This window comes from Sphingobacterium daejeonense (assembly GCF_901472535.1).
Lineage (GTDB): Bacteria > Bacteroidota > Bacteroidia > Sphingobacteriales > Sphingobacteriaceae > Sphingobacterium > Sphingobacterium daejeonense.
This window is the reverse complement of the sequence record NZ_LR590470.1, coordinates 997,346-1,015,928: the sequence shown is the minus strand read 5'-3', so window position 1 is coordinate 1,015,928 and position 18,583 is coordinate 997,346. Positions and strand designations below refer to the sequence as shown.

16 protein-coding genes and 2 pseudogenes are annotated in these 18,583 nt (G+C 37.1%); 12 read left to right on the top strand and 6 right to left on the bottom strand.

Annotated elements, in window-relative coordinates; all coding sequences use genetic code 11:
- Positions 1 to 17: 17 nt before the first annotated feature.
- Positions 18 to 2,465 carry a bifunctional aspartate kinase/homoserine dehydrogenase I gene (gene thrA, locus FGL31_RS04900; RefSeq protein ID WP_138089903.1) on the bottom strand — a complete coding sequence of 816 codons (2,448 nt, stop codon included), beginning with the start codon at positions 2,463 to 2,465 and terminating at the stop codon, positions 18 to 20.
- 607 nt (positions 2,466 to 3,072) lie between these two features.
- Here thrA and FGL31_RS04895 point away from each other — a divergent pair.
- From FGL31_RS04895 to FGL31_RS28790, 3 genes are all read left to right on the top strand, one after another.
- Complete coding sequence (locus FGL31_RS04895; protein WP_317130964.1) at positions 3,073 to 3,525, top strand: C40 family peptidase; 453 nt, start codon at positions 3,073 to 3,075, stop codon at positions 3,523 to 3,525.
- A gap of 102 nt (positions 3,526 to 3,627) precedes the next feature.
- Positions 3,628 to 3,852 (top strand): phosphoribosyltransferase family protein, encoded by a 225-nt coding sequence (locus tag FGL31_RS28795; protein WP_317130963.1) that lies wholly within the window; start codon positions 3,628 to 3,630, stop codon positions 3,850 to 3,852.
- Between the two features lie 52 nt (positions 3,853 to 3,904).
- Positions 3,905 to 4,144, top strand: coding sequence for a phosphoribosyltransferase family protein (locus FGL31_RS28790; RefSeq protein ID WP_317130962.1), 240 nt, complete (start codon positions 3,905 to 3,907; stop codon positions 4,142 to 4,144).
- Between the two features lie 42 nt (positions 4,145 to 4,186).
- Here the strand turns inward: FGL31_RS28790 and FGL31_RS04885 are convergent, their stop codons facing one another.
- The 5 genes and pseudogenes from FGL31_RS04885 to FGL31_RS04865 all read right to left on the bottom strand — a co-directional run bounded on the left by FGL31_RS04885 (position 4,187) and on the right by FGL31_RS04865 (position 9,795).
- Positions 4,187 to 5,371 carry a lytic transglycosylase domain-containing protein gene (locus tag FGL31_RS04885; protein ID WP_138089902.1) on the bottom strand — a complete coding sequence of 395 codons (1,185 nt, stop codon included), beginning with the start codon at positions 5,369 to 5,371 and terminating at the stop codon, positions 4,187 to 4,189.
- A 280-nt stretch (positions 5,372 to 5,651) separates the two neighbouring features.
- Positions 5,652 to 5,866 (bottom strand): annotated as a pseudogene (locus tag FGL31_RS04880) (Sec-independent protein translocase subunit TatA/TatB).
- A gap of 122 nt (positions 5,867 to 5,988) precedes the next feature.
- A complete protein-coding gene (locus FGL31_RS04875; RefSeq protein ID WP_232046275.1) occupies positions 5,989 to 7,221 on the bottom strand; it encodes a murein hydrolase activator EnvC family protein in 1,233 nt (410 codons plus the stop codon).
- A gap of 104 nt (positions 7,222 to 7,325) precedes the next feature.
- On the bottom strand, positions 7,326 to 8,111 hold the full coding sequence (lolB1, locus tag FGL31_RS04870; RefSeq protein WP_232046274.1) for a lipoprotein insertase outer membrane protein LolB1: 786 nt from the start codon (positions 8,109 to 8,111) through the stop codon (positions 7,326 to 7,328).
- Positions 8,089 to 9,795 carry a tetratricopeptide repeat protein gene (locus FGL31_RS04865; RefSeq protein WP_232046273.1) on the bottom strand — a complete coding sequence of 569 codons (1,707 nt, stop codon included), beginning with the start codon at positions 9,793 to 9,795 and terminating at the stop codon, positions 8,089 to 8,091. The genes lolB1 and FGL31_RS04865 overlap by 23 nt, the downstream gene beginning before the upstream one ends.
- 382 nt (positions 9,796 to 10,177) lie before the next feature.
- Here FGL31_RS04865 and rplM point away from each other — a divergent pair, with 382 nt between their 5' ends.
- From rplM to FGL31_RS04820, 9 genes and pseudogenes are all read left to right on the top strand, one after another.
- Positions 10,178 to 10,621 (top strand): 50S ribosomal protein L13, encoded by a 444-nt coding sequence (rplM, locus tag FGL31_RS04860; RefSeq protein WP_093098741.1) that lies wholly within the window; start codon positions 10,178 to 10,180, stop codon positions 10,619 to 10,621.
- A gap of 11 nt (positions 10,622 to 10,632) precedes the next feature.
- Positions 10,633 to 11,019 (top strand): 30S ribosomal protein S9, encoded by a 387-nt coding sequence (rpsI, locus tag FGL31_RS04855; RefSeq protein WP_093098740.1) that lies wholly within the window; start codon positions 10,633 to 10,635, stop codon positions 11,017 to 11,019.
- Between the two features lie 18 nt (positions 11,020 to 11,037).
- On the top strand, positions 11,038 to 11,844 hold the full coding sequence (gene rpsB / locus FGL31_RS04850) for a 30S ribosomal protein S2 (protein ID WP_099369648.1): 807 nt from the start codon (positions 11,038 to 11,040) through the stop codon (positions 11,842 to 11,844).
- Positions 11,845 to 12,035: 191 nt separating this feature from the next.
- Positions 12,036 to 12,873: pseudogene (tsf, locus tag FGL31_RS04845) on the top strand (translation elongation factor Ts).
- 176 nt (positions 12,874 to 13,049) lie between these two features.
- Positions 13,050 to 14,114 (top strand): AI-2E family transporter, encoded by a 1,065-nt coding sequence (locus FGL31_RS04840; RefSeq protein WP_138089901.1) that lies wholly within the window; start codon positions 13,050 to 13,052, stop codon positions 14,112 to 14,114.
- 134 nt (positions 14,115 to 14,248) lie between these two features.
- Positions 14,249 to 14,992, top strand: a complete 744-nt coding sequence (locus FGL31_RS04835; protein WP_138089900.1) for an SDR family NAD(P)-dependent oxidoreductase — start codon at positions 14,249 to 14,251, stop codon at positions 14,990 to 14,992.
- A 123-nt stretch (positions 14,993 to 15,115) separates the two neighbouring features.
- A complete protein-coding gene (locus tag FGL31_RS04830; protein WP_138089899.1) occupies positions 15,116 to 15,982 on the top strand; it encodes a bifunctional transcriptional activator/DNA repair enzyme AdaA in 867 nt (288 codons plus the stop codon).
- On the top strand, positions 15,969 to 16,571 hold the full coding sequence (locus FGL31_RS04825; RefSeq protein ID WP_138089898.1) for an alpha-ketoglutarate-dependent dioxygenase AlkB family protein: 603 nt from the start codon (positions 15,969 to 15,971) through the stop codon (positions 16,569 to 16,571). The genes FGL31_RS04830 and FGL31_RS04825 overlap by 14 nt, the downstream gene beginning before the upstream one ends.
- A gap of 153 nt (positions 16,572 to 16,724) precedes the next feature.
- Positions 16,725 to 18,314, top strand: a complete 1,590-nt coding sequence (locus FGL31_RS04820) for an ABC-F family ATP-binding cassette domain-containing protein (protein ID WP_138089897.1) — start codon at positions 16,725 to 16,727, stop codon at positions 18,312 to 18,314.
- Positions 18,315 to 18,583 lie beyond the last annotated feature (269 nt).

The following is an 18,583-nucleotide window of genomic DNA, read 5'->3' as shown; positions in this document are numbered from 1 at the left end:
CTTTATTTATATTTGAATTAAGCGCCTACGTTTACTAAATCTGCAAATACGCCAGCAGCGGTAACTTCAGCGCCTGCACCAGGTCCTTTCACAACTAATGGACGTTCCTTATAACGCTCCGTTGTGAAGGAGATAATATTATCACTTCCAGATAGCGCATAGAATGGATGACTTTCATCAACCATTTGAAGGCTGATAGATACTTTCCCATTTTCAAGAGATCCAATATATCGAATTACTTTCCCTTGCTCCTCCGCCTCTCTCTTTAGATTGTTGAAATAATCATCTGCTTTCAAAAGTTCTGCGTAGAATTCATCTACAGAATTTGCTTGCAAACAACTCTCAGGCAAAATATTCCCCAATTCAACGTCTGAAGATTCAATAGGATAACCCGCATCCCTTCCAAGAATCAACATCTTGCGCATAAAATCTATTCCTCCCAAATCATCTCTAGGATCGGGCTCAGTAAAACCAAGTTCCTGAGCCTTCTTCACTACATCATAGAAAGAAGCATCTCCTTTAAAGTTATTAAAGATATAAGAGATTGTACCTGAAAGAATGGCCTCAATCTTTAATAATCTATCGCCGCTCATCATCAGGTCTTTTAATACCCTCACAATTGGCAAGCCTGCACCGACATTCGTTTCATAAAAGAAATCCACGCCATGCTTGCGAGCAGTCTCGTGTAACAATTTATATTGGGAATATTCACCAGAATTGGCAATCTTATTACAAGTCACTATGGAAATATTAGACTGAAAAATATTTTCATAATAGGTTGAAGGCAATTTGCTGGCTGTATTATCTATGAACACACAATTCGGAAGATTCATCTCCTGCATTTTGGAAATAAAGGTCGCTAAATCGGCAACCTCACCATCATTTTCCAATTCTTCTTTCCAGCTGTTTAGGTCAATTCCATTCTCATTGAAATACATCCTGCGGGAATTAGAAATCCCAACGACTTTGATTTCGATATCATTCTGCTCTTCCAGAAAGTCATGCTGTTTATTTAGCTGACTAAATAATGTTGACCCTATATTACCAGTTCCTATATTGAACACATGAAGAGTTTTCTTCAACTCAGCAAAAAAGGCATCATGCACAGCATTGAGGGCTTTTGATAAGTCCTCCTTGTTGATGATAACAGATATATTGAATTCTGAAGATCCTTGCGCAATAGCTCGAACATTGATACCATTCCGACCTAAGGCATGGAATAGCTTTCCAGACATACCTGGAGTACGTTTCATGTTCTCCCCAACAATGGCCAAGATAGATAGGTCTCCTTCAACTACTGGCATGGACAATTTATTCGCCAATAATTCAAGCTCAAACTCATTTTGAATCAACTCAACAGCTTTTTGAGAATCATTTGGATTTACAGCAAATGTAATACTGTGTTCAGAGGACGATTGGGTAATTAGAATGACGTTGATCTGCTCGCGGGCAAGCAGCGTGAAGAGCCTTCCGCTGAAACCTGATTTACCAACCATTCCAGAACCAGTCAGATTGATCACAGATACTTCTGAGATTGAAGATATACCTTTGATTGGATAAGCTGATTTGCCACTCTCAAATTGAATAACCGTTCCTGAAAATTTCGGCTGAAAAGTATTGCGGATAACAATAGGGATTTTTTTCATAAAAGCCGGAACCATGGTCGGTGGATAAATGACTTTTGCACCGAAATATGAAAGCTCCATAGCTTCAGTATAGGAAAGCAAAGGCAATGAAAATGCCTTTTTCACGATTCTAGGATCAGCAGTAAGCATTCCATTCACGTCTGTCCAAATTTCAATCGCTGTAGCATTCAATACAGAACCAAAAATAGCAGCCGTATAATCAGAACCTCCACGACCAAGAGTGGTAATACGTCCTTTCTCATTAGAACCAATAAATCCTGTTACAAAGAGGAGTTTATCAGCATGTGTTTGAGAGAGTGCTTGAATAAGCTGATTAGTCAATGGTTCATTTAGATGGGCATTCCCAAAATTTGAATCTGTCTTTATATAATAAGAAGCGTTGATATACTCTGATTCGGGAATTTCTTGTTCCATTACTTTTGAAACAAGATAATTGCTACAACGTTCACCATATGAAATAATCAGATCTTTACTTTGGTTGCTTAGCTCCTTTAGTGCTGTTACACCTTGCAGAAGATCTTCCAGTTCATTGATTAACAATTTAAGTCGTGTAAGAACAGGATTTTGAAATTTCACAGCAATCAATTTCTTGACTACTTCGAAATGTTTTTCTTCCATTACCTTGAGGTCCTCAGCGAAAGGTTTGCCTTCCGCTGCATCTTCAGCCATTTTTGTCAATAGGTTGGTGATTCCAGACATGGCTGACAGAACGACTAAAGGCTTTTCACCAGCATCATAAGATTCTTTGACGATGGATAGAACTGCTTTGATACTTTCTACGGAACCTACGGATGTTCCGCCAAATTTTAAAATTTTCATGCTTTAAAGCTGTTTATATACTGTTAGTTTTGTTTTTTCAAAATAAAAAAGCCCTCCTCGTGAGAGGAAGGCTTCTAATATCTGTACTATTTACTATACAATAGAGTCACTTCCTCCTGGTTTCACCCCCGGTGGTAATGATAATTGTAATAATAATAGATGAGTTTAACATTAAATTTGTTTTTGATTTCCCAAATATATTATAAAATTTCATATAACTGATAAGTTTTATTAAAAAATTATTAAAAAACATAAAAAAGAGAGATACAAGGCAATAGAACCTATTTTCGGGGATTTTTTTTCAAAAATGTAGATGATTATCGATTTTGGTTAAATGTTAAAAGTGTTAAAACTTTGTTAAATTTATAAAGAATTGTTTTGAATTCTATACAGTATGTATTAGATTTGCTTCAGCTCGTTTGAAAAATTACAATAAAATGAAGGATTTCAGGGAGCGTATGGTTGTATAAATTTAGCGAATTAATGAAAACAAAGAAACTAGTGGCAGTGATGCTATTCATAGGCTTATGTCTATTCTCGCAGGCTCAAACCAGCCAAAAAATCCTCAGACCCTGATAACCTAGCAAAAGAGTACTTCTCACAAATCATGGGCGTTGCTTCAAACGCTACTACAAACACCAAACTTTATCAATTTGTATACGAATGGCTAGGAACTCCTTACCGTTTAGGTGGAGATTCTAAAAGAGGTATCGACTGTTCTAAATTCTCTTTAGCAGTTTACGAAAATGTATTTAATACTACTATTGGCTACAATAGTCGCAATCAATATTCCAATGTAACTCCTATTCGTAAGAACGATTTACAACCTGGAGACTTAGTATTCTTCAAAATCAGAAGCAGAAGCATTACACATGTTGGTGTTTATTTAGGTGACGATAAATTCGCACATGCATCATCTAGCAAAGGTGTCATGGTTAGCAATTTAAATGAAGCATACTGGAAAAGATATTATTATAATGGTGGACGCCCTAAAGTGGATGAATCAGAACGTATCATGACGGCAGATGCAAACCCAACTAATAAATCCAACCTACACTAGATCGATCAAAAAATATTAAATATAAAATAAAGTCCGAGAGTCATACTTTCGGACTTTATTTTTTAAATTTTTGCTAAATTTACCCCTATTAAAATAGCTACAATGTCATCTAAGAAAACACTTATATTAAATAAGGAGCAAATTTTACAGAAGTCCAAAAGAATCGCATATCAAATCATCGAAGACAACTTTGATGAACCCACTATTGTGTTGGTAGGTTTGGCAGACAGAGGATATGTTTTTGCCGAAAGATTACAGAAAATATTAAAGGAGATAGCTCCAGACAAAACATTTGAATTGATCAAAGTAACAGTTCAAAAAAACTAAGCGCAATCTGGAAGCCACAACAGACGTACCTGTAGAGTCTGCGAAGAACAAAGTGGTAATATTAATAGATGATGTTTTAAACAGCGGAAGGACCTTGGCATACGGACTTGGAGTTTTCCTTGACGTACCGTTGAAAAGAATGCGTACAGCTGTCCTAATAGACCGTAGCCACCATCAATTCCCTGTATTCAGCGATTATTATGGCTTGAAGCTTTCAACTATCCTTAAAGAACATGTGGAGGTAGTATTGGAAGAATACGATAAAAAAGAAGATGCGGCATATTTATCATAGCCGCAACTTTTTTTTATTCTATTTGTTTAGGCAAAAACCTCACTAACTTTTTCCCTTATAAATCTTAAGTTTCTGACCAATCTTAAGATGTGAACCTCTAATATTATTATCAGATTTTATCTTCGTAACTGTAGCTCCTCGATGCTTATTTGCAATGTCTGATAAAGTATCCCCTTTTCTGACTACATAGGTTACAAACGTTGGGCTTTTCTTTTTGGCAGTTGATTTCGTTACTGCAGCCACCTTCTTGGTAAATTCTTTATATTCCTTATCCTCTTTGACATCTACTGCTGCAATTGCTTGTTGTATAACCTCATCTTGCGGGCTATTTAAAGCAGCATAGATCAACGAATCGCTCATAGATGCATTGACTGGAATTACTAATCGTCTTTGCTTTTCTGGACTTGCAATTACAACATCTCGCTTGTAACCAGGATTTAGTTGCCTAAGGACATCTGGTGAGCAAGTTAGTGCCGAAGCAACCTTCGTCAAATTCACAGATTTGTCAAGCATTAAAACTTTATGTTCAGATTGAAGATCATTAACCTGCGGAGTTAATCCATATAATTCAGCATGATTCAGCACATAAGTCATAGCAATGAATTTAGGAATGTAATTCTGAGTCTCTTTTGGCAAATAAGGGGACAATTGCCAATAGTTTGGACTATTCAACCCTGAACGTATTATTGCTCTTCTCACACAGCCTCTACCGCAGTTATAGGAAGCTAAAGCCAACAGCCAATCATTGAACTCGTCATAAGCATCCTTCAGGTAAGTTGAAACAGCATAAGTAGTCGAGTACACATCCTTTCGTTCATCAAAGTTTGAATCCATCGTCATATTATATCCTTTGGCTGTACCATAGATAAATTGCCATGGTCCTACTGCGCCGGATGTAGAAACAGTATGTGGATTCAAAGATGATTCTATTACTGATAGGTATCTAACCTCTTCAGGGATGCCTTGTTCCGCAAATATCTGATTATAAATAGGAAAATAATACTCACTCAGACCGAGTAACTTTTCCATATAAGGCTTATAATTTCTGGAAATATATTTATCCAAGTAAGCTTTTACGCGATGATTGTACTCTAAAGGAACAGTTTTTTGAATTCTAAGGATTCTTTGAGCAATATTAACGTCCTCATCACTGAATACGATGGATCCACCACTTACTTGTTTGATGGAGTCGAGGCATGGAAAATGTCCTCTCCTTATCTTTCTCAATCTGATCAATTATGGTAGCCTGAAATGTCTCGGCATAAATTGATGGCTCTAAGTTTTGTTCCTGTGCGTCGCTGATCTTAAAGGCACACAAGCCTATTGTAACTAGGAAACTAATTTTTTTGTTCATGAGTATTGTTAGGTACTGTTAAACTATCTGTGTTAGTTCTTCGCTTATCGTTGGCAATTTGTGCCAAATCTAATGGTTAGTTATAAAAAAAAAAGTTTCACCAGACATATCAGTATATCTAGTGAAACTTTTAAAAATCTTTAATGACCTGTATTAACGTTGGTTGTTAACTGTATCATTATTAGTTGTTGTATTTGTATTGCTTTCCGCATTTTGATCATCTTTTTGGCCTTCTTTGAATTCTTTCACGCCACGACCCAAACCACGCATCAATTCAGGAATTTTTTACCCCCAAATAACAACAACGCCAATACCACAATTATAATAATCTCATTGGTACCGATAAATAATAATCCTGATGTATACATATTCTACTTATTTACTAATTCGTTTCAGTTGGTATATCTAACAAATATATAGATAAATTATTTAAAAACCATGTAACTATCTTGCTATCCAGATCGATGGATTCATAGATGTTGTACCACGGTTATACACTTAAATCAATGTATGAATAACCCACTTCTGGATCTGAATCTGCCGCACCGATAACGGTTCCTGTCGAGATCTTCTGACCCTTTCTAACTGATACCGATTTCAAGTTAGAATAAGCAGTAAGGTACTCACCGTGCTGCACAACTACAGCATAAGAACCAATATTGATAACCTGCAGTACAGTACCTTCAAATACGGTTTTTACTGGCGCGCCATCTGAAGTACGGATCCTGATATAATCATAGAAATCACGAACACCACGTTCAACCGTAACACTACCATAATTACGGACAATATTACCCTGTCCTACTGGCCATGGCAGCCTACCTCTATTCGACGAAAATCCTGCTGACAACTTAGTCGCTTCTGGCGAGTTGTTCAACACCGAAGAACCTGTTTTCTTTTCAATTTTCTTCTCAGCCTCTGTAACAGTAGTACCTGTTTTCTTAGCCTCAGCTTCAGCGAGTCTTCTTCTGCGTTCTTCTTCTGCCCTTCGTGCCGCTTCGACTTCTCGAGCAATAGCTGACTTGATAGCAGCATCCAAACGTTTCTTCTCTTGTTGCTTCTTGGTCAACTGTCCACGGAAAGTACGCTCCTCCCTTGCCAATTGATTCAACTCCTGCGAGTGAGCAGCTTTATCCTTAGCAATTGTATTACGTTCAGCTTCCTGTTCTTTTAACAAGGACTGCTGAGTTTTCTTATCTCTTTCCAATTGAGCAATCTTCAACTCAATCTGTTTTTTTGTACCTTCTATTTCCGCAACCTTGATTTTACGTGCATCAGTAAACTGCTGTAAATATTTAACACGTTTAAATGCCTGATTAAAATCCTTCGAAGCAAAAATAAACATCATCTTGTTGTACGAGTTCTTATTCCTGAATGCGAAAAGGATCATTTTCTCATAATCCTGTCTCATCTTCTCGAGCTCAGCCTTCAGCTTGTCAACAATAGCGTTGTTTGATGAAATATTTTTATTGATGATACGCAATTCAGAATTGATTGTACTGATTTTATTCTCCCTCAGATCCAATTGCTTGCTCAAAGCAGCAACTTCCTGTTGGGATAAAATCTTCTCTTGAGTCTTTGCGCTTAATATTTTTTGAAGTTCAGCAATCTCCCTATCTATTCTTTCTCTTTGTTTCTTTAATTCCAAACTACTCTGACCATAGCTTAGGCCAACAAAAAGTAAAAGGGAAAATATACTGAGTACAATCTTTTTAAAATCCATGAACTGCTAAATTCTTTATATCTAGTTTTTGTAGAATTTCCAAAAATAAGGATATAGTTAATACGAAAATAAAAAAAACACAATTTCTTTAAATTCGATCACTCCTAATTAATTGATTGCCTTATATCTCGAAGGGATATTAAATGGCATTTCAACTGTTTTGTTAACTCTGACTTGTTATATAGCATATCAGAAGACACTTTCGCGCCACTTCCTTCAATGTTTAACGTGAATCTTTGCGGAAAATTATGTCCATCAATAACTGCAAAATCACTGTAATGTGCTTCCAATTTATTGGTCTTTCCAAGCTCCATTAAATTAAATGCAAATGGCCTGTTGCTTTTATTTACACCATAATGAAAGGTTAACCCCTCCTTCACCCCTATTACTTGAACATCATCCTCACTTGTCGCAATCTGTAGTTGGTCCGTACGCAACATTTCAGTTGATATATTTCCAATTAAAATATCCTCAAGCATTTTAAAAGTGATGCCTGGGTTGGTGTATTTATAAATGTAAGAAAATGGTTTCGCCACATATTCACTCTGCAACCTATTCATGATTTTGACACTGTCTGGAGTGATCAAAACTCGAGCAGCCTCAATCCCCAATAATGCAGTAACTGAAATCCAGATCGCCTTACTCCGTTCCATCCTGATGTTCAAAGTCACATTTTGGGTTTCTTCACCAAATTGAACCTTAGCTTTTGCCCTCCCTGAAAAGGTAATAAAATTTAAGTTATTCAATTCATAGGTGCTCAATAGATCCTTACCCTTTGCTGTTACGCCGGAATCATCCTTTTTCACTGCAGCCTTTTTACTTGCACATGAATATGTCAAGACCAAAACAGCAAGCACCAAACTTAGTTTACTCAATATATTTCTTCTCACTTATTTTCTTTTTTAATTTCTCTTTATCAATAGAACTTCCATCTGCCATGGTCAATGCCTTTTCCCATTGCTTCACTGCTTCTCTATTCTTCCCAACTTTAAAAAGGATATCTCCATAATGCTCAAACAGAACACCTGATGGCTCTGAATTTTTGATTGCTTTTTCTATCCAAGGGAGTGCCTCTTGATATTTCCCTTGTTGAAACAATACCCAAGCATAAGTGTCTTGGAAAGTGCCGGAGCTAGGCTCAAGCTCATTAGATCGTCTGGAATACTCAGCCGCTTTTTCAAGGTCCTTCTTCTGTAATGCTAGGTAATAAGCCGCATTATTCAATACAGTAACATTATTACTGTCCAATTTGATGGCTTCGTCATAAGCAACTTCAGATGCCGATTCCATTTTGATCTCATGGTATAGATCTCCCAATCCACCATACACCATCGATTTCACAAAATCGTTCTCATTCGCACTTTGGTCCAATGCTCGCTCAAGATATAACCTAGCATTCTCGGTATCCTTTTTCATCATATAGGCGACACCTACAAAATAAGTAATGATAACATTGTTAGGATTGTTCCTCAGAGCTTCATTGCCATCGACAATGGCTTCATCCAACTGATTGGCAGCCAACTCAACATTGATCAATTTACGCCATGCTTCAACATGTTGAGGATTCATCGTTACCGTAGTCAGGTATAATGACTTCGCCTGATCCAATTCACCGCGCATCCATAAAATGTCCCCTTTAAACATATGGCTATCCGGCATACGAGGATGTTTTAAAACTAGAACATTTGCCAGATCCTGTAATTGGTCCTTGCTGAAATCCTTGTTATTGTTCACCAAGCTCATCATGACGCGATGCTTATCAATAAAATTGACAGTATTCGACTGAAATGATTTCTTTATGTTTTCAAATGCTTGAGGACTTTTCTTTAATGCCATATTAGCATCCGCCATATCCATATACAGTAGATCATCCTTCGTCGTTACCAAACCTTCTTCCAAGACATCCAGTGCCTCTTTCGGTTTGTTTTGATCCATCATGATATAGCTTAAGGTACTATAGACTTGTCGAATAGGTGATTTCTTCTTGCGCCAAGTCTGCAATAGATCATTTGCTTCTTTTGTACGGTCGAGGTCCATTAAAATTTCCGCCTTCAACACATCTAAAGTATCAGTTTCACCAAACTTGGCTTTAGTTTCGTCGTAGGTTTTTAATGCATCTTCAGATTTTTTACCTGCATGCTGCATCATTATTTTTTCACGGTAAACCTGTGGGTTGTCGGGTTGGGTTTTTATAAAATCATCCAACAGCTGAACAGCAGAATCAAAATCACCCTTACTTTTATACAGTTCAAGGAGGTGATTATTATACAGAATGTTTTCCGGGGCGATCTTTACAGCCTCTTCAGCAGCAGGTAGAGCGACTTCAAAATTTCTTGCTTGAGCATATAATAAAGATTTAGCATAGTATACCTCAGCGCCTTTGGGATATCTTTCAAGTGTTTCTTCGATACTTTGTAAAGCATTTGCCAAATCGCCACTCTTCAGTTTTGACTCTATCGAAGCTAATTTCTCCTTATATCCCTTATCATCTTTCAATTCTTGCGCAAACAACACCTGTCCCGCCATCAACATTACCCCCAACACGAGAGGTTTGCACCATTGTGATTTTCTCATCTAAATCTCTTTAATTTTCTCCTATCATCTTGCCTATTGCACAGTCTAAGGCAATTCAAGGTAACAAATTAATTTTAAGAGCACAAAAATGCAGAAAAGTTTAAAGGATAAAGTTTAATAAATGTTAAATAAGAGGTTCAATAGGATCTGTTCCATATCCTCCTATAACACTAGCTTAACAAGATTATCAGCTAGGTTATACGAAGGTAAAATTTTGAGCTTGGAGCTCCTTGGAAATGAAAGAATTAGGTTTGTTATGAAAACTTGCTTTAAAAAATAAAATTGGCTTTGATAATTGAATTAAATTATTGTACCTTTGCAGACCTCTTTGTAGTGATTACAAAAGGATTTAAAACATTATTAATTAATTAAATAAAAGCAAGTGAATACGTTAAGTTACAAAACTGTCTCTGCTAACAAGAACACCGTTAACAAAGAATGGATCGTTGTTGACGCTGAAGGCGAGATTTTGGGGCGCTTGGCAAGCGAAATCGCGAAAGTGATTCGTGGAAAACACAAGCCTTCATTCACCCCACACGTAGACTGTGGAGATAACGTGATTGTTATCAATGCAGACAAAGTTAGATTGACTGGAAACAAATTGGGCGACAAAGTATATGTTCGCTACACAGGCTACCCAGGTGGTCAGCGTTTCGTTTCTCCAAAAGAGTTAATGGCAAAACACCCAGAGCGCATCATCGAGAAAGCTGTTCGCGGGATGTTACCTAAAAACCGTCTAGGACGTCAATTATTTAAAAACCTTTATGTTTATGCAGGTACAGAGCACAAACATGAAGCGCAGAATCCAAAACCAGTTAAATTTTAAGGAGAACGACTATGTCAACAACTAACACTTCAGGAAGAAGAAAAACTGCTGTTGCCCGCATCTACTTAACTGCTGGCAATGGAAATATTACCGTTAATGGTAAAGATTACAAGGAATATTTTCCTACATTACCTTTGCAATACATCGTTACTCAATCTTTATTGGTAGCTGATTCTCTTGCAAATTTTGACATCAACGTTAACGTTCAGGGTGGTGGGGTTAAAGGTCAAGCAGAAGCAGTTCGCCTAGCGATCGCTAAAGCTTTAGTAGAGCTTAACCCAGAAGTAAAACCTGCTTTGCGTGCTAAAGGGTTAATGACGCGTGATGACCGTATGGTTGAGCGTAAAAAACCAGGACGTCGTAAAGCTCGTAGAAGATTCCAATTCAGTAAACGTTAATATAAGGAGGATCAAAAAATGGCAAGAACAACATATCAAGAATTATTGGATGCAGGTGTTCACTTTGGTCACCTTACTCGTAAGTGGGATCCGAAAATGGCTAAGTACATTTTCATGGAACGCAATGGTATCCACATTATCGACTTGAACAAGACTCTTACAAAATTAGAAGAGGCTGCTTCAGCGATCAAACAAATCGTAAAATCAGGTCGTAAAGTATTATTTGTAGCTACTAAAAAACAAGCTAAAGAAATCGTAGCTGAACAAGCGAAAGCAGTTAATATGCCTTTCGTAACGGAACGTTGGTTAGGTGGTATGCTTACTAACTTCGCAACTGTGCGTAAATCAATCAAAAAAATGTCAAACATCGATAAAATGCAAAAAGATGGCACTTACGATGTATTGTCTAAAAAAGAAAAATTGATGATTCAACGTGAGCGTATTAAGTTAGAAAACCTTCTTGGAGGTATCGCAGACTTAAACCGTTTGCCAGCTGCATTGTTCATTATCGACGTGAAAAAAGAGCACATTGCGGTTGCTGAGGCGATGAAATTAAACATCCCTACTTTTGCAATGGTAGATACTAACTCTGACCCTACGAACATCGATTTCCCAATCCCAGCAAATGATGACGCTACTAAATCAATCAGCTTAATCGCTAGCGTAATTGGTAAAGCAATCATCGAAGGATTAGAAGAACGCAAACGCGATAAAGAAGAGGACGCGGAAAAAGAAGCTGCTGCTGCTAAAGCTGCAGTAGATAATGGTGAAGCTACTGAAGCTGCTCCAGGAAAACGCACTCGTAAAGCGAAAGACGTAGAATAATATTATTCTATTATATAAGCCGGATAGACTAGTGTTGGTTTCTGGAAGATCTGCTTCCTTTTACCGCAACTGTCTACCCGGTTTTTTGCTAATAAGCAAAACCTATTGAACAAATAAAAAGTTAACATTCTCTTGTTATTAAAACAAAGAATCCTTAACACATCAATTGTAATTTTAACAAAAAATATACTATGTCAGTACAAATTTCTGCATCAGATGTAAACAAATTGCGTCAACAAACTGGCGCTGGTATGATGGACTGTAAAAAAGCATTAGTGGAAGCTAATGGTGATTTCGAAGCTGCTGTTGACTACCTACGTAAAAAAGGTGCTAAAGTTGCTGCTAGCCGTCAAGACCGCGACTCAAACGAAGGAGTAATCATTGCTAAAGCTTCTGCGGATGGCAAATCAGGTATCGTAGTAGAAGTAAACTGTGAAACTGACTTCGTAGCTAAAAAACGCTGACTTCGTAGCATTTGCTGAATCAGTAGCTGACGCTGCATTGGCAAACAGCCCTGCTTCTCTTGAAGACTTAAAAGCATTAGAAATCGGTGGTACTAAAATCGCTGACTTATTAATCGAACAAACTGGTAAAATCGGAGAAAAAATCGACGTTTCTAAATTCGAAGCCGTATCTGCTGATAAAGTGGTTGCATATATCCACGGTAACTACCGCCTAGGAGTATTAGTAGGACTTTCTGCTGATGCTGAAGGAGCTGAAGAAGCTGGTAAAGACGTAGCTATGCAAATCGCTGCAATGAACCCAGTAGCTATCGATAAAGATGGTGTAGACTCTAAAACTATCGAACGCGAATTAGAAATCGCTAAAGAACAAATCCGTGCGGAAGGTAAACCTGAAGAAATGGTCGAAAAAATCGCTGCAGGTAAATTGAACAAATTCTACAAAGAAAGCACTTTGTTGAACCAAGAATTCGTTAAAGATTCTTCTAAAACTATCGCTCAATTCTTAGACTCAGTTGCTAAAGGATTAACAGTGACAGCTTTCAAACGTGTTCAATTAGGAGCATAACCATATTAAAACAAAATAAGATCCCATCCCCAAAAAGGATGGGATTTTTTTTGCCTCAAACAATAAGATCCCCTTTTTTGTCTTTCCATTGTAAGATATCAAGAAATGGGATTTCTCAAATCTCATATCACATATCTCACTACTATTCCTTAAATTGTTTGCAGATTAAACCACATATGAGAATTAAGCAAATTAATAACAACTCCATCAATCAGATCATGCTGATACTGATCATCATCTTGATCTGTATCCTTATTTTTAAGAATCTATACTATTATCTTCCAGGCTTTTTAGGTGCAATTACGCTTTATGTTCTCTATAGAAACAGCTATTTCAAATTGACAGAAAAAAGAAGATGGAATAAACCGCTAACTAGTCTGCTCTTTATATTGATTTCCATAGTTTTTATCGTCCTTCCCATTTGGGCATTGGTAGACTACCTTGTTCCGCAAATAACAAGTTTCTTGAACAATACAGATAAAATAGTCTCTCAATTCAACTTGTTAAAGGAATATATGGCAGACAAGCCTTTCCTTAAAGATATTGATATGTCAGACCAGGCCCTGCTGTCTACGCTGCAAGGATTTACAAAATATGTACCTACAGTCCTTAATTCAGTAGCAGAGGTGATGGTCAATATACTTGTAACATTATTTGTACTCTATTTTATGCAGGTATATGGAAGACAAATGGAAGGATATATTGCTCGTGGGATTCCTTTCTCTCCGAAAAGCAAACAGGAGCTGTGGAAGGAATTTGATTCCATGGTGAGATCAAATGCCATTGGTATTCCAATCTTAGGGTTTTTCCAAGGATTAGTGGCTGTGTTAGGCTACTGGATATTTGGAGTTGAAAATTTTATCCTTTTAGGAATGCTTACCGGTATTGCTTCAATAGTTCCGGTGTTAGGAACTATGACCATTTATGTTCCGCTTGGAATAATTACACTTGCAGGAGGTGAAACAGGCAATGGTATCGGTATACTATTGTATGGATTGGTATTAATTGGCAGTATAGATAATATTTTAAGATTCACGATCCTTAAAACATTGGGAAATGTACCTCCATTGATTACAGTCTTCGGTGTATTATTGGGACTGAAAATGTTCGGGATGTTGGGTCTTATATTTGGACCATTGATCCTTTCCTCAGTAGGTGTTTTAATAAAAGTATATTCAAATGAATATGGAAAAGGCGATTCCATAATCCTCAGCAGTGAATTCCCAGAAAAAAGAGAATAACTTTTATCAAAGATTTGTAACCTTTCTTATCATCTTTCCCCTTAAAGTCATAATCAGTATTTTGTATGACTTAAGTCACACTTTGACTTTAGTATTCTTCGTATCTTATGTTAAAACTTAATACAAGGTATAAAATGAAACAACTAAACGACAAAGTGGCTATTGTAACTGGAGGAGCTTCAGGAATTGGAAAGGCTATCGTTGAACTTTTTGTAAAAGAAGGCGCAAAGGTAGTTGTAGCAGATTTGAATGAAAAACTTGGCAATGATCTTATCAATAGCCTTGGGGATGCAGATGTAATCTTTATCAAAGCAGATGCATCCTCAGCAGAAGACAACAAGAAAATTGTTGAGGCAGCTATAGAAAATTTCGGAGCTTTACATATTGCTGTCAACAATGCTGGGATTGGCGGTGAAGCAAATCCAGTTGCTGATCTTTCTATTGAGGGATGGAAAAAAGTAATTGACATCAACTTAAATGGTGTGTTCTACGGTATGCATTACCAAATCCCTGAAATTGAAAAAGTGGGTGGCAGTATTATCAATATGGCTTCAATCTTGGGAGCTGTCGGATTTGCTCAATCATCAGCTTATGTAGCAGCAAAACATGGCGTTGTTGGATTGACAAAATCTGCAGGTTGGGAATATGCAACTAAAGGTGTACGTATAAATGCGATCGGCCCTGGATTTATATCAACCCCATTGGTTGATGATAACTTAGATGCTGATACCTTAAAATATCTCGAAACACAACATGCTTTCCAAAGATTAGGAAAACCAGAAGAAGTTGCTGAGTTAACACTTTGGTTGGCATCAGATAAAGCCTCATTTGTCACAGGATCTTATTACCCTGTAGACGGTGGTTATTTAGCAAAATAAATTCCCTAATATTTAGTTTATTCTGAGAGGCATTTGATTTTTTCAGATGCCTTTCTATTTTGCAGTTTCGTAACTTAGCAAGAATCGGATTTTAATTTCTGCCAAGAGTAGGGAAATTTGAATATGGAAAAGACACAAAAAGAATTGAATTACGAAAGAATTGCAAAAGCAATTCAATATATCCAGGATCATTTCCAAGAAAAACCAAGCTTGGAAGAAATCGCTGAACATGTTCACTTAAGTCCATTTCATTTTCAAAGATTGTTCAGTGATTGGGCAGGAACAAGTCCGAAGAAATTCTTGCAGTACACGCAAGTCAATTATGCCAAGAAACTTCTGAAAGAAGAACAAAGGACTTTATTTGAAACGCATCTGTTGACAGGCGTGGGCAGCACCAGCAGGTTGCACGATATGTTTGTACAGATTGAAGGGATGACACCTGCCGAATTCAAACAAGCTGGCGAAGGACTGACCATATCCTATAGTTTTCAGGAAACCCCTTTTGGAATCTGTTTAGTAGGATCTACCGAAAAAGGAATCTGCTATATGGCATTTGTAGACAATCTAGAAGGAGGACGAAAAGAATTGAAAGAAAATTTTGAAAATGCTGAATTTATTGAGCATGAATTACCTATTCATCTCGAAGCGATCAAAATCTTCAACCCAGAAGATCAATCCTTAAAAAAGATAAAATTACATCTGAAGGGAACGGCCTTCCAATTAAAGGTATGGCAAGCACTGCTTCAGATTCCTCTAGGCAAGGTCAGCAGCTATAAAGATATTGCCATTGCGATCGAGCAACCCTCGGCTTCTAGAGCAGTGGGAACTGCTATTGGACAGAATCCAATTGCCTTCTTGATACCATGCCACAGAGTAATTCAAACAACAGGACAAACAGGTGGATACCGTTGGAAACCAATCCGTAAAACCGTTATTTTAGGTTGGGAATTCGCACACAAAGACAAAGACATCACACATGAAGCTATTTAATACGGCAGAACCTTCAAAAAACCTAATACCTCAGGATGGAATTGTAAATTATTACGGTGTAATCTGTGATAATCCCAAATATTATTATGACCAACTTCTAAATGGAATAGAATGGAAAAATGATCAAGCCATTATCTTTGGGAAACATATCGAAACTAAACGCAAAGTCGCTTGGTATGGTGACAAACGATTTGAATACAGCTATTCCAATATACAAAAAGTCGCCCTCCCCTGGACAAATGAACTGTTGGAGCTGAAATCCCTCGTAGAAAAAGAATCTGGAGAAACATTTAACTCCTGCCTATTAAACTTATACCATGATGGATCTGAGGGAATGGCCTGGCACAGCGATGGTGAAAAAGATCTAAAAAAACATGGTGCCATCGCCTCACTGACTTTTGGGGCAGAACGCAAATTCTCATTTAAACACAAAACCACCAAAGAAAAAATTGATATAATATTGGAAAATGGAAGCTTATTGGTGATGAAAGGAAGTACTCAAGACCACTGGCTACATAGACTCCCTCCAACTAAAGTCGTCTACGGCCCAAGGATAAACCTAACTTTCAGAACCATAGAAAATGCTTAAAAGCGAAATTTTTATGCTATTACAAAAAAAAGCTATATTTGCATAAATATTAATACAAAACAGAATATATGTAATACCAAAAATTCTTTCAGAAAAACAATTCAATAAGGCTGTTACAGCTTTTAATGGTTTTATCCCAAAAAGAAAGAATTTATGATTATTATACAGAACGCAACATATATTCATCCCAACAAGGACATATTATTTCAGGACATCAACTTGACTATCGCGGAGCAAGAGAAAATTGCTTTGATAGGTAACAACGGTTCTGGAAAGTCTACTCTTTTAAAAGTTATAGCAGGTCAGTTACAACTCAACAATGGTACAGTCAGCTGTGATTCCATTCCCTATTATATTCCACAATTGCTCGACGAATATAATAATCTGACCATCGCAGCAGCATTAGGTATAGCAGACAAATTAAGCGCCTTCAAGGAGATTTTATTAGGAAATATGACTGAACATAATCTCGATCTCCTAAATGATGATTGGAGCATTGAAGATCGTTGCCAAAATACACTTTCAGAATGGAAATTGACAGATATTTTTCTTGATTATAAAATCGGGGAACTGAGTGGTGGCCAGAAAACAAAGGTATTTTTAGCAGGTATTACCATTCAGGAACCTCAAATAATTTTAATGGATGAACCCAGCAACCATCTAGACCACGAATCTCGGGAATTACTTTATCAATTCATCAAGGACTGTCGGAAGACCCTTTTAGTCGTTAGCCATGACCGGACTTTGCTTAACCTAATTCCTGAAATCGCTGAAATGACCAAACAAGGCATCGTGAAATATGGTGGGAATTACGAATTCTTTGCCGAACAAAAAGAACAGGCAATGAATGCATTGGACCATGACGTCAAATCTAAAGAAAAAGAACTACGCAAAGCTCGGGAAAAGGAAAAAGAAGCCTTGGAAAGGCAGAATAAACTCAATGCCAGAGGAAAGAAAAAACAAGAAAAAGCTGGAATACCTAAGATATTGATGGGCGGATTGAAAAACAAAGCAGAAGGGAGTAGTGGAAAACTGAAAACTGTACATGAAGAAAAGATATCTGGAATCAGAATGACCCTCCAGGATCTTAGAACCAATTTGCCCGAAATTGATCAAATGAAATTTGGCTTTGAAGAATCTAGCTTACATATTGGCAAAACTCTAGCTGAAGCAAAAGAGGTCAACTTGAAAATTAACGGAAGAAATTTATGGCACCAAAATCTAAATTTCAAGATCAAATCGGGAGATAGAATTGCATTAAAAGGAACCAATGGATCTGGAAAGACAAGTTTAATAAATTTAATCATTGGAAATAGACAACCCACTTCCGGAGAAATCTCTAGAGCAAACTTTAATTACGTATATGTTGACCAAGACTATTCCTTGATCAAAACGGAAATGAAAGTTTACGATATGGCACAATCTTTCAACCATTCAGGACTCCAAGAACATGAAATAAAAATTAGGTTGAATAGGTTTTTGTTCTCCAAGGATACTTGGGACAAAAGTTGTCTGTTTCTTAGTGGTGGCGAAAGAATGAGGCTATTGTTATGTTGTTTAAATATTCAAAGTCAAGCTCCTGACATGATAATTTTAGATGAACCTACCAACAATATCGATATTCAAAACATTCAGATCTTGACCGCAGCAATTCAATCTTACCATGGCTGTCTTGTCGTTGTTTCACATGATCAATATTTCATGAATGAAATAAATATTCAGGAAACAATAGAGCTTGGTTGATAATAGACAATAGACATAAGACAATAGACATTAGAAAATGCACACCGCCATGCAACCCTGTAGGGGTGTCACTATTATAGAAAAAATAAGACCATACCCCCAAAAACCCCATCGGGGTGAAATGCCGGAGGCATGAAATATCTCTTAAATGCCATCGGCATGTAATATCTATAGAAACGAAAATCGCATCAAACACTAACGCCGTAGGTGTGGCATGTTTGTTAAATTCCCTGTTATAATAGTGTCATCCCGATGGGATTTTACTATTT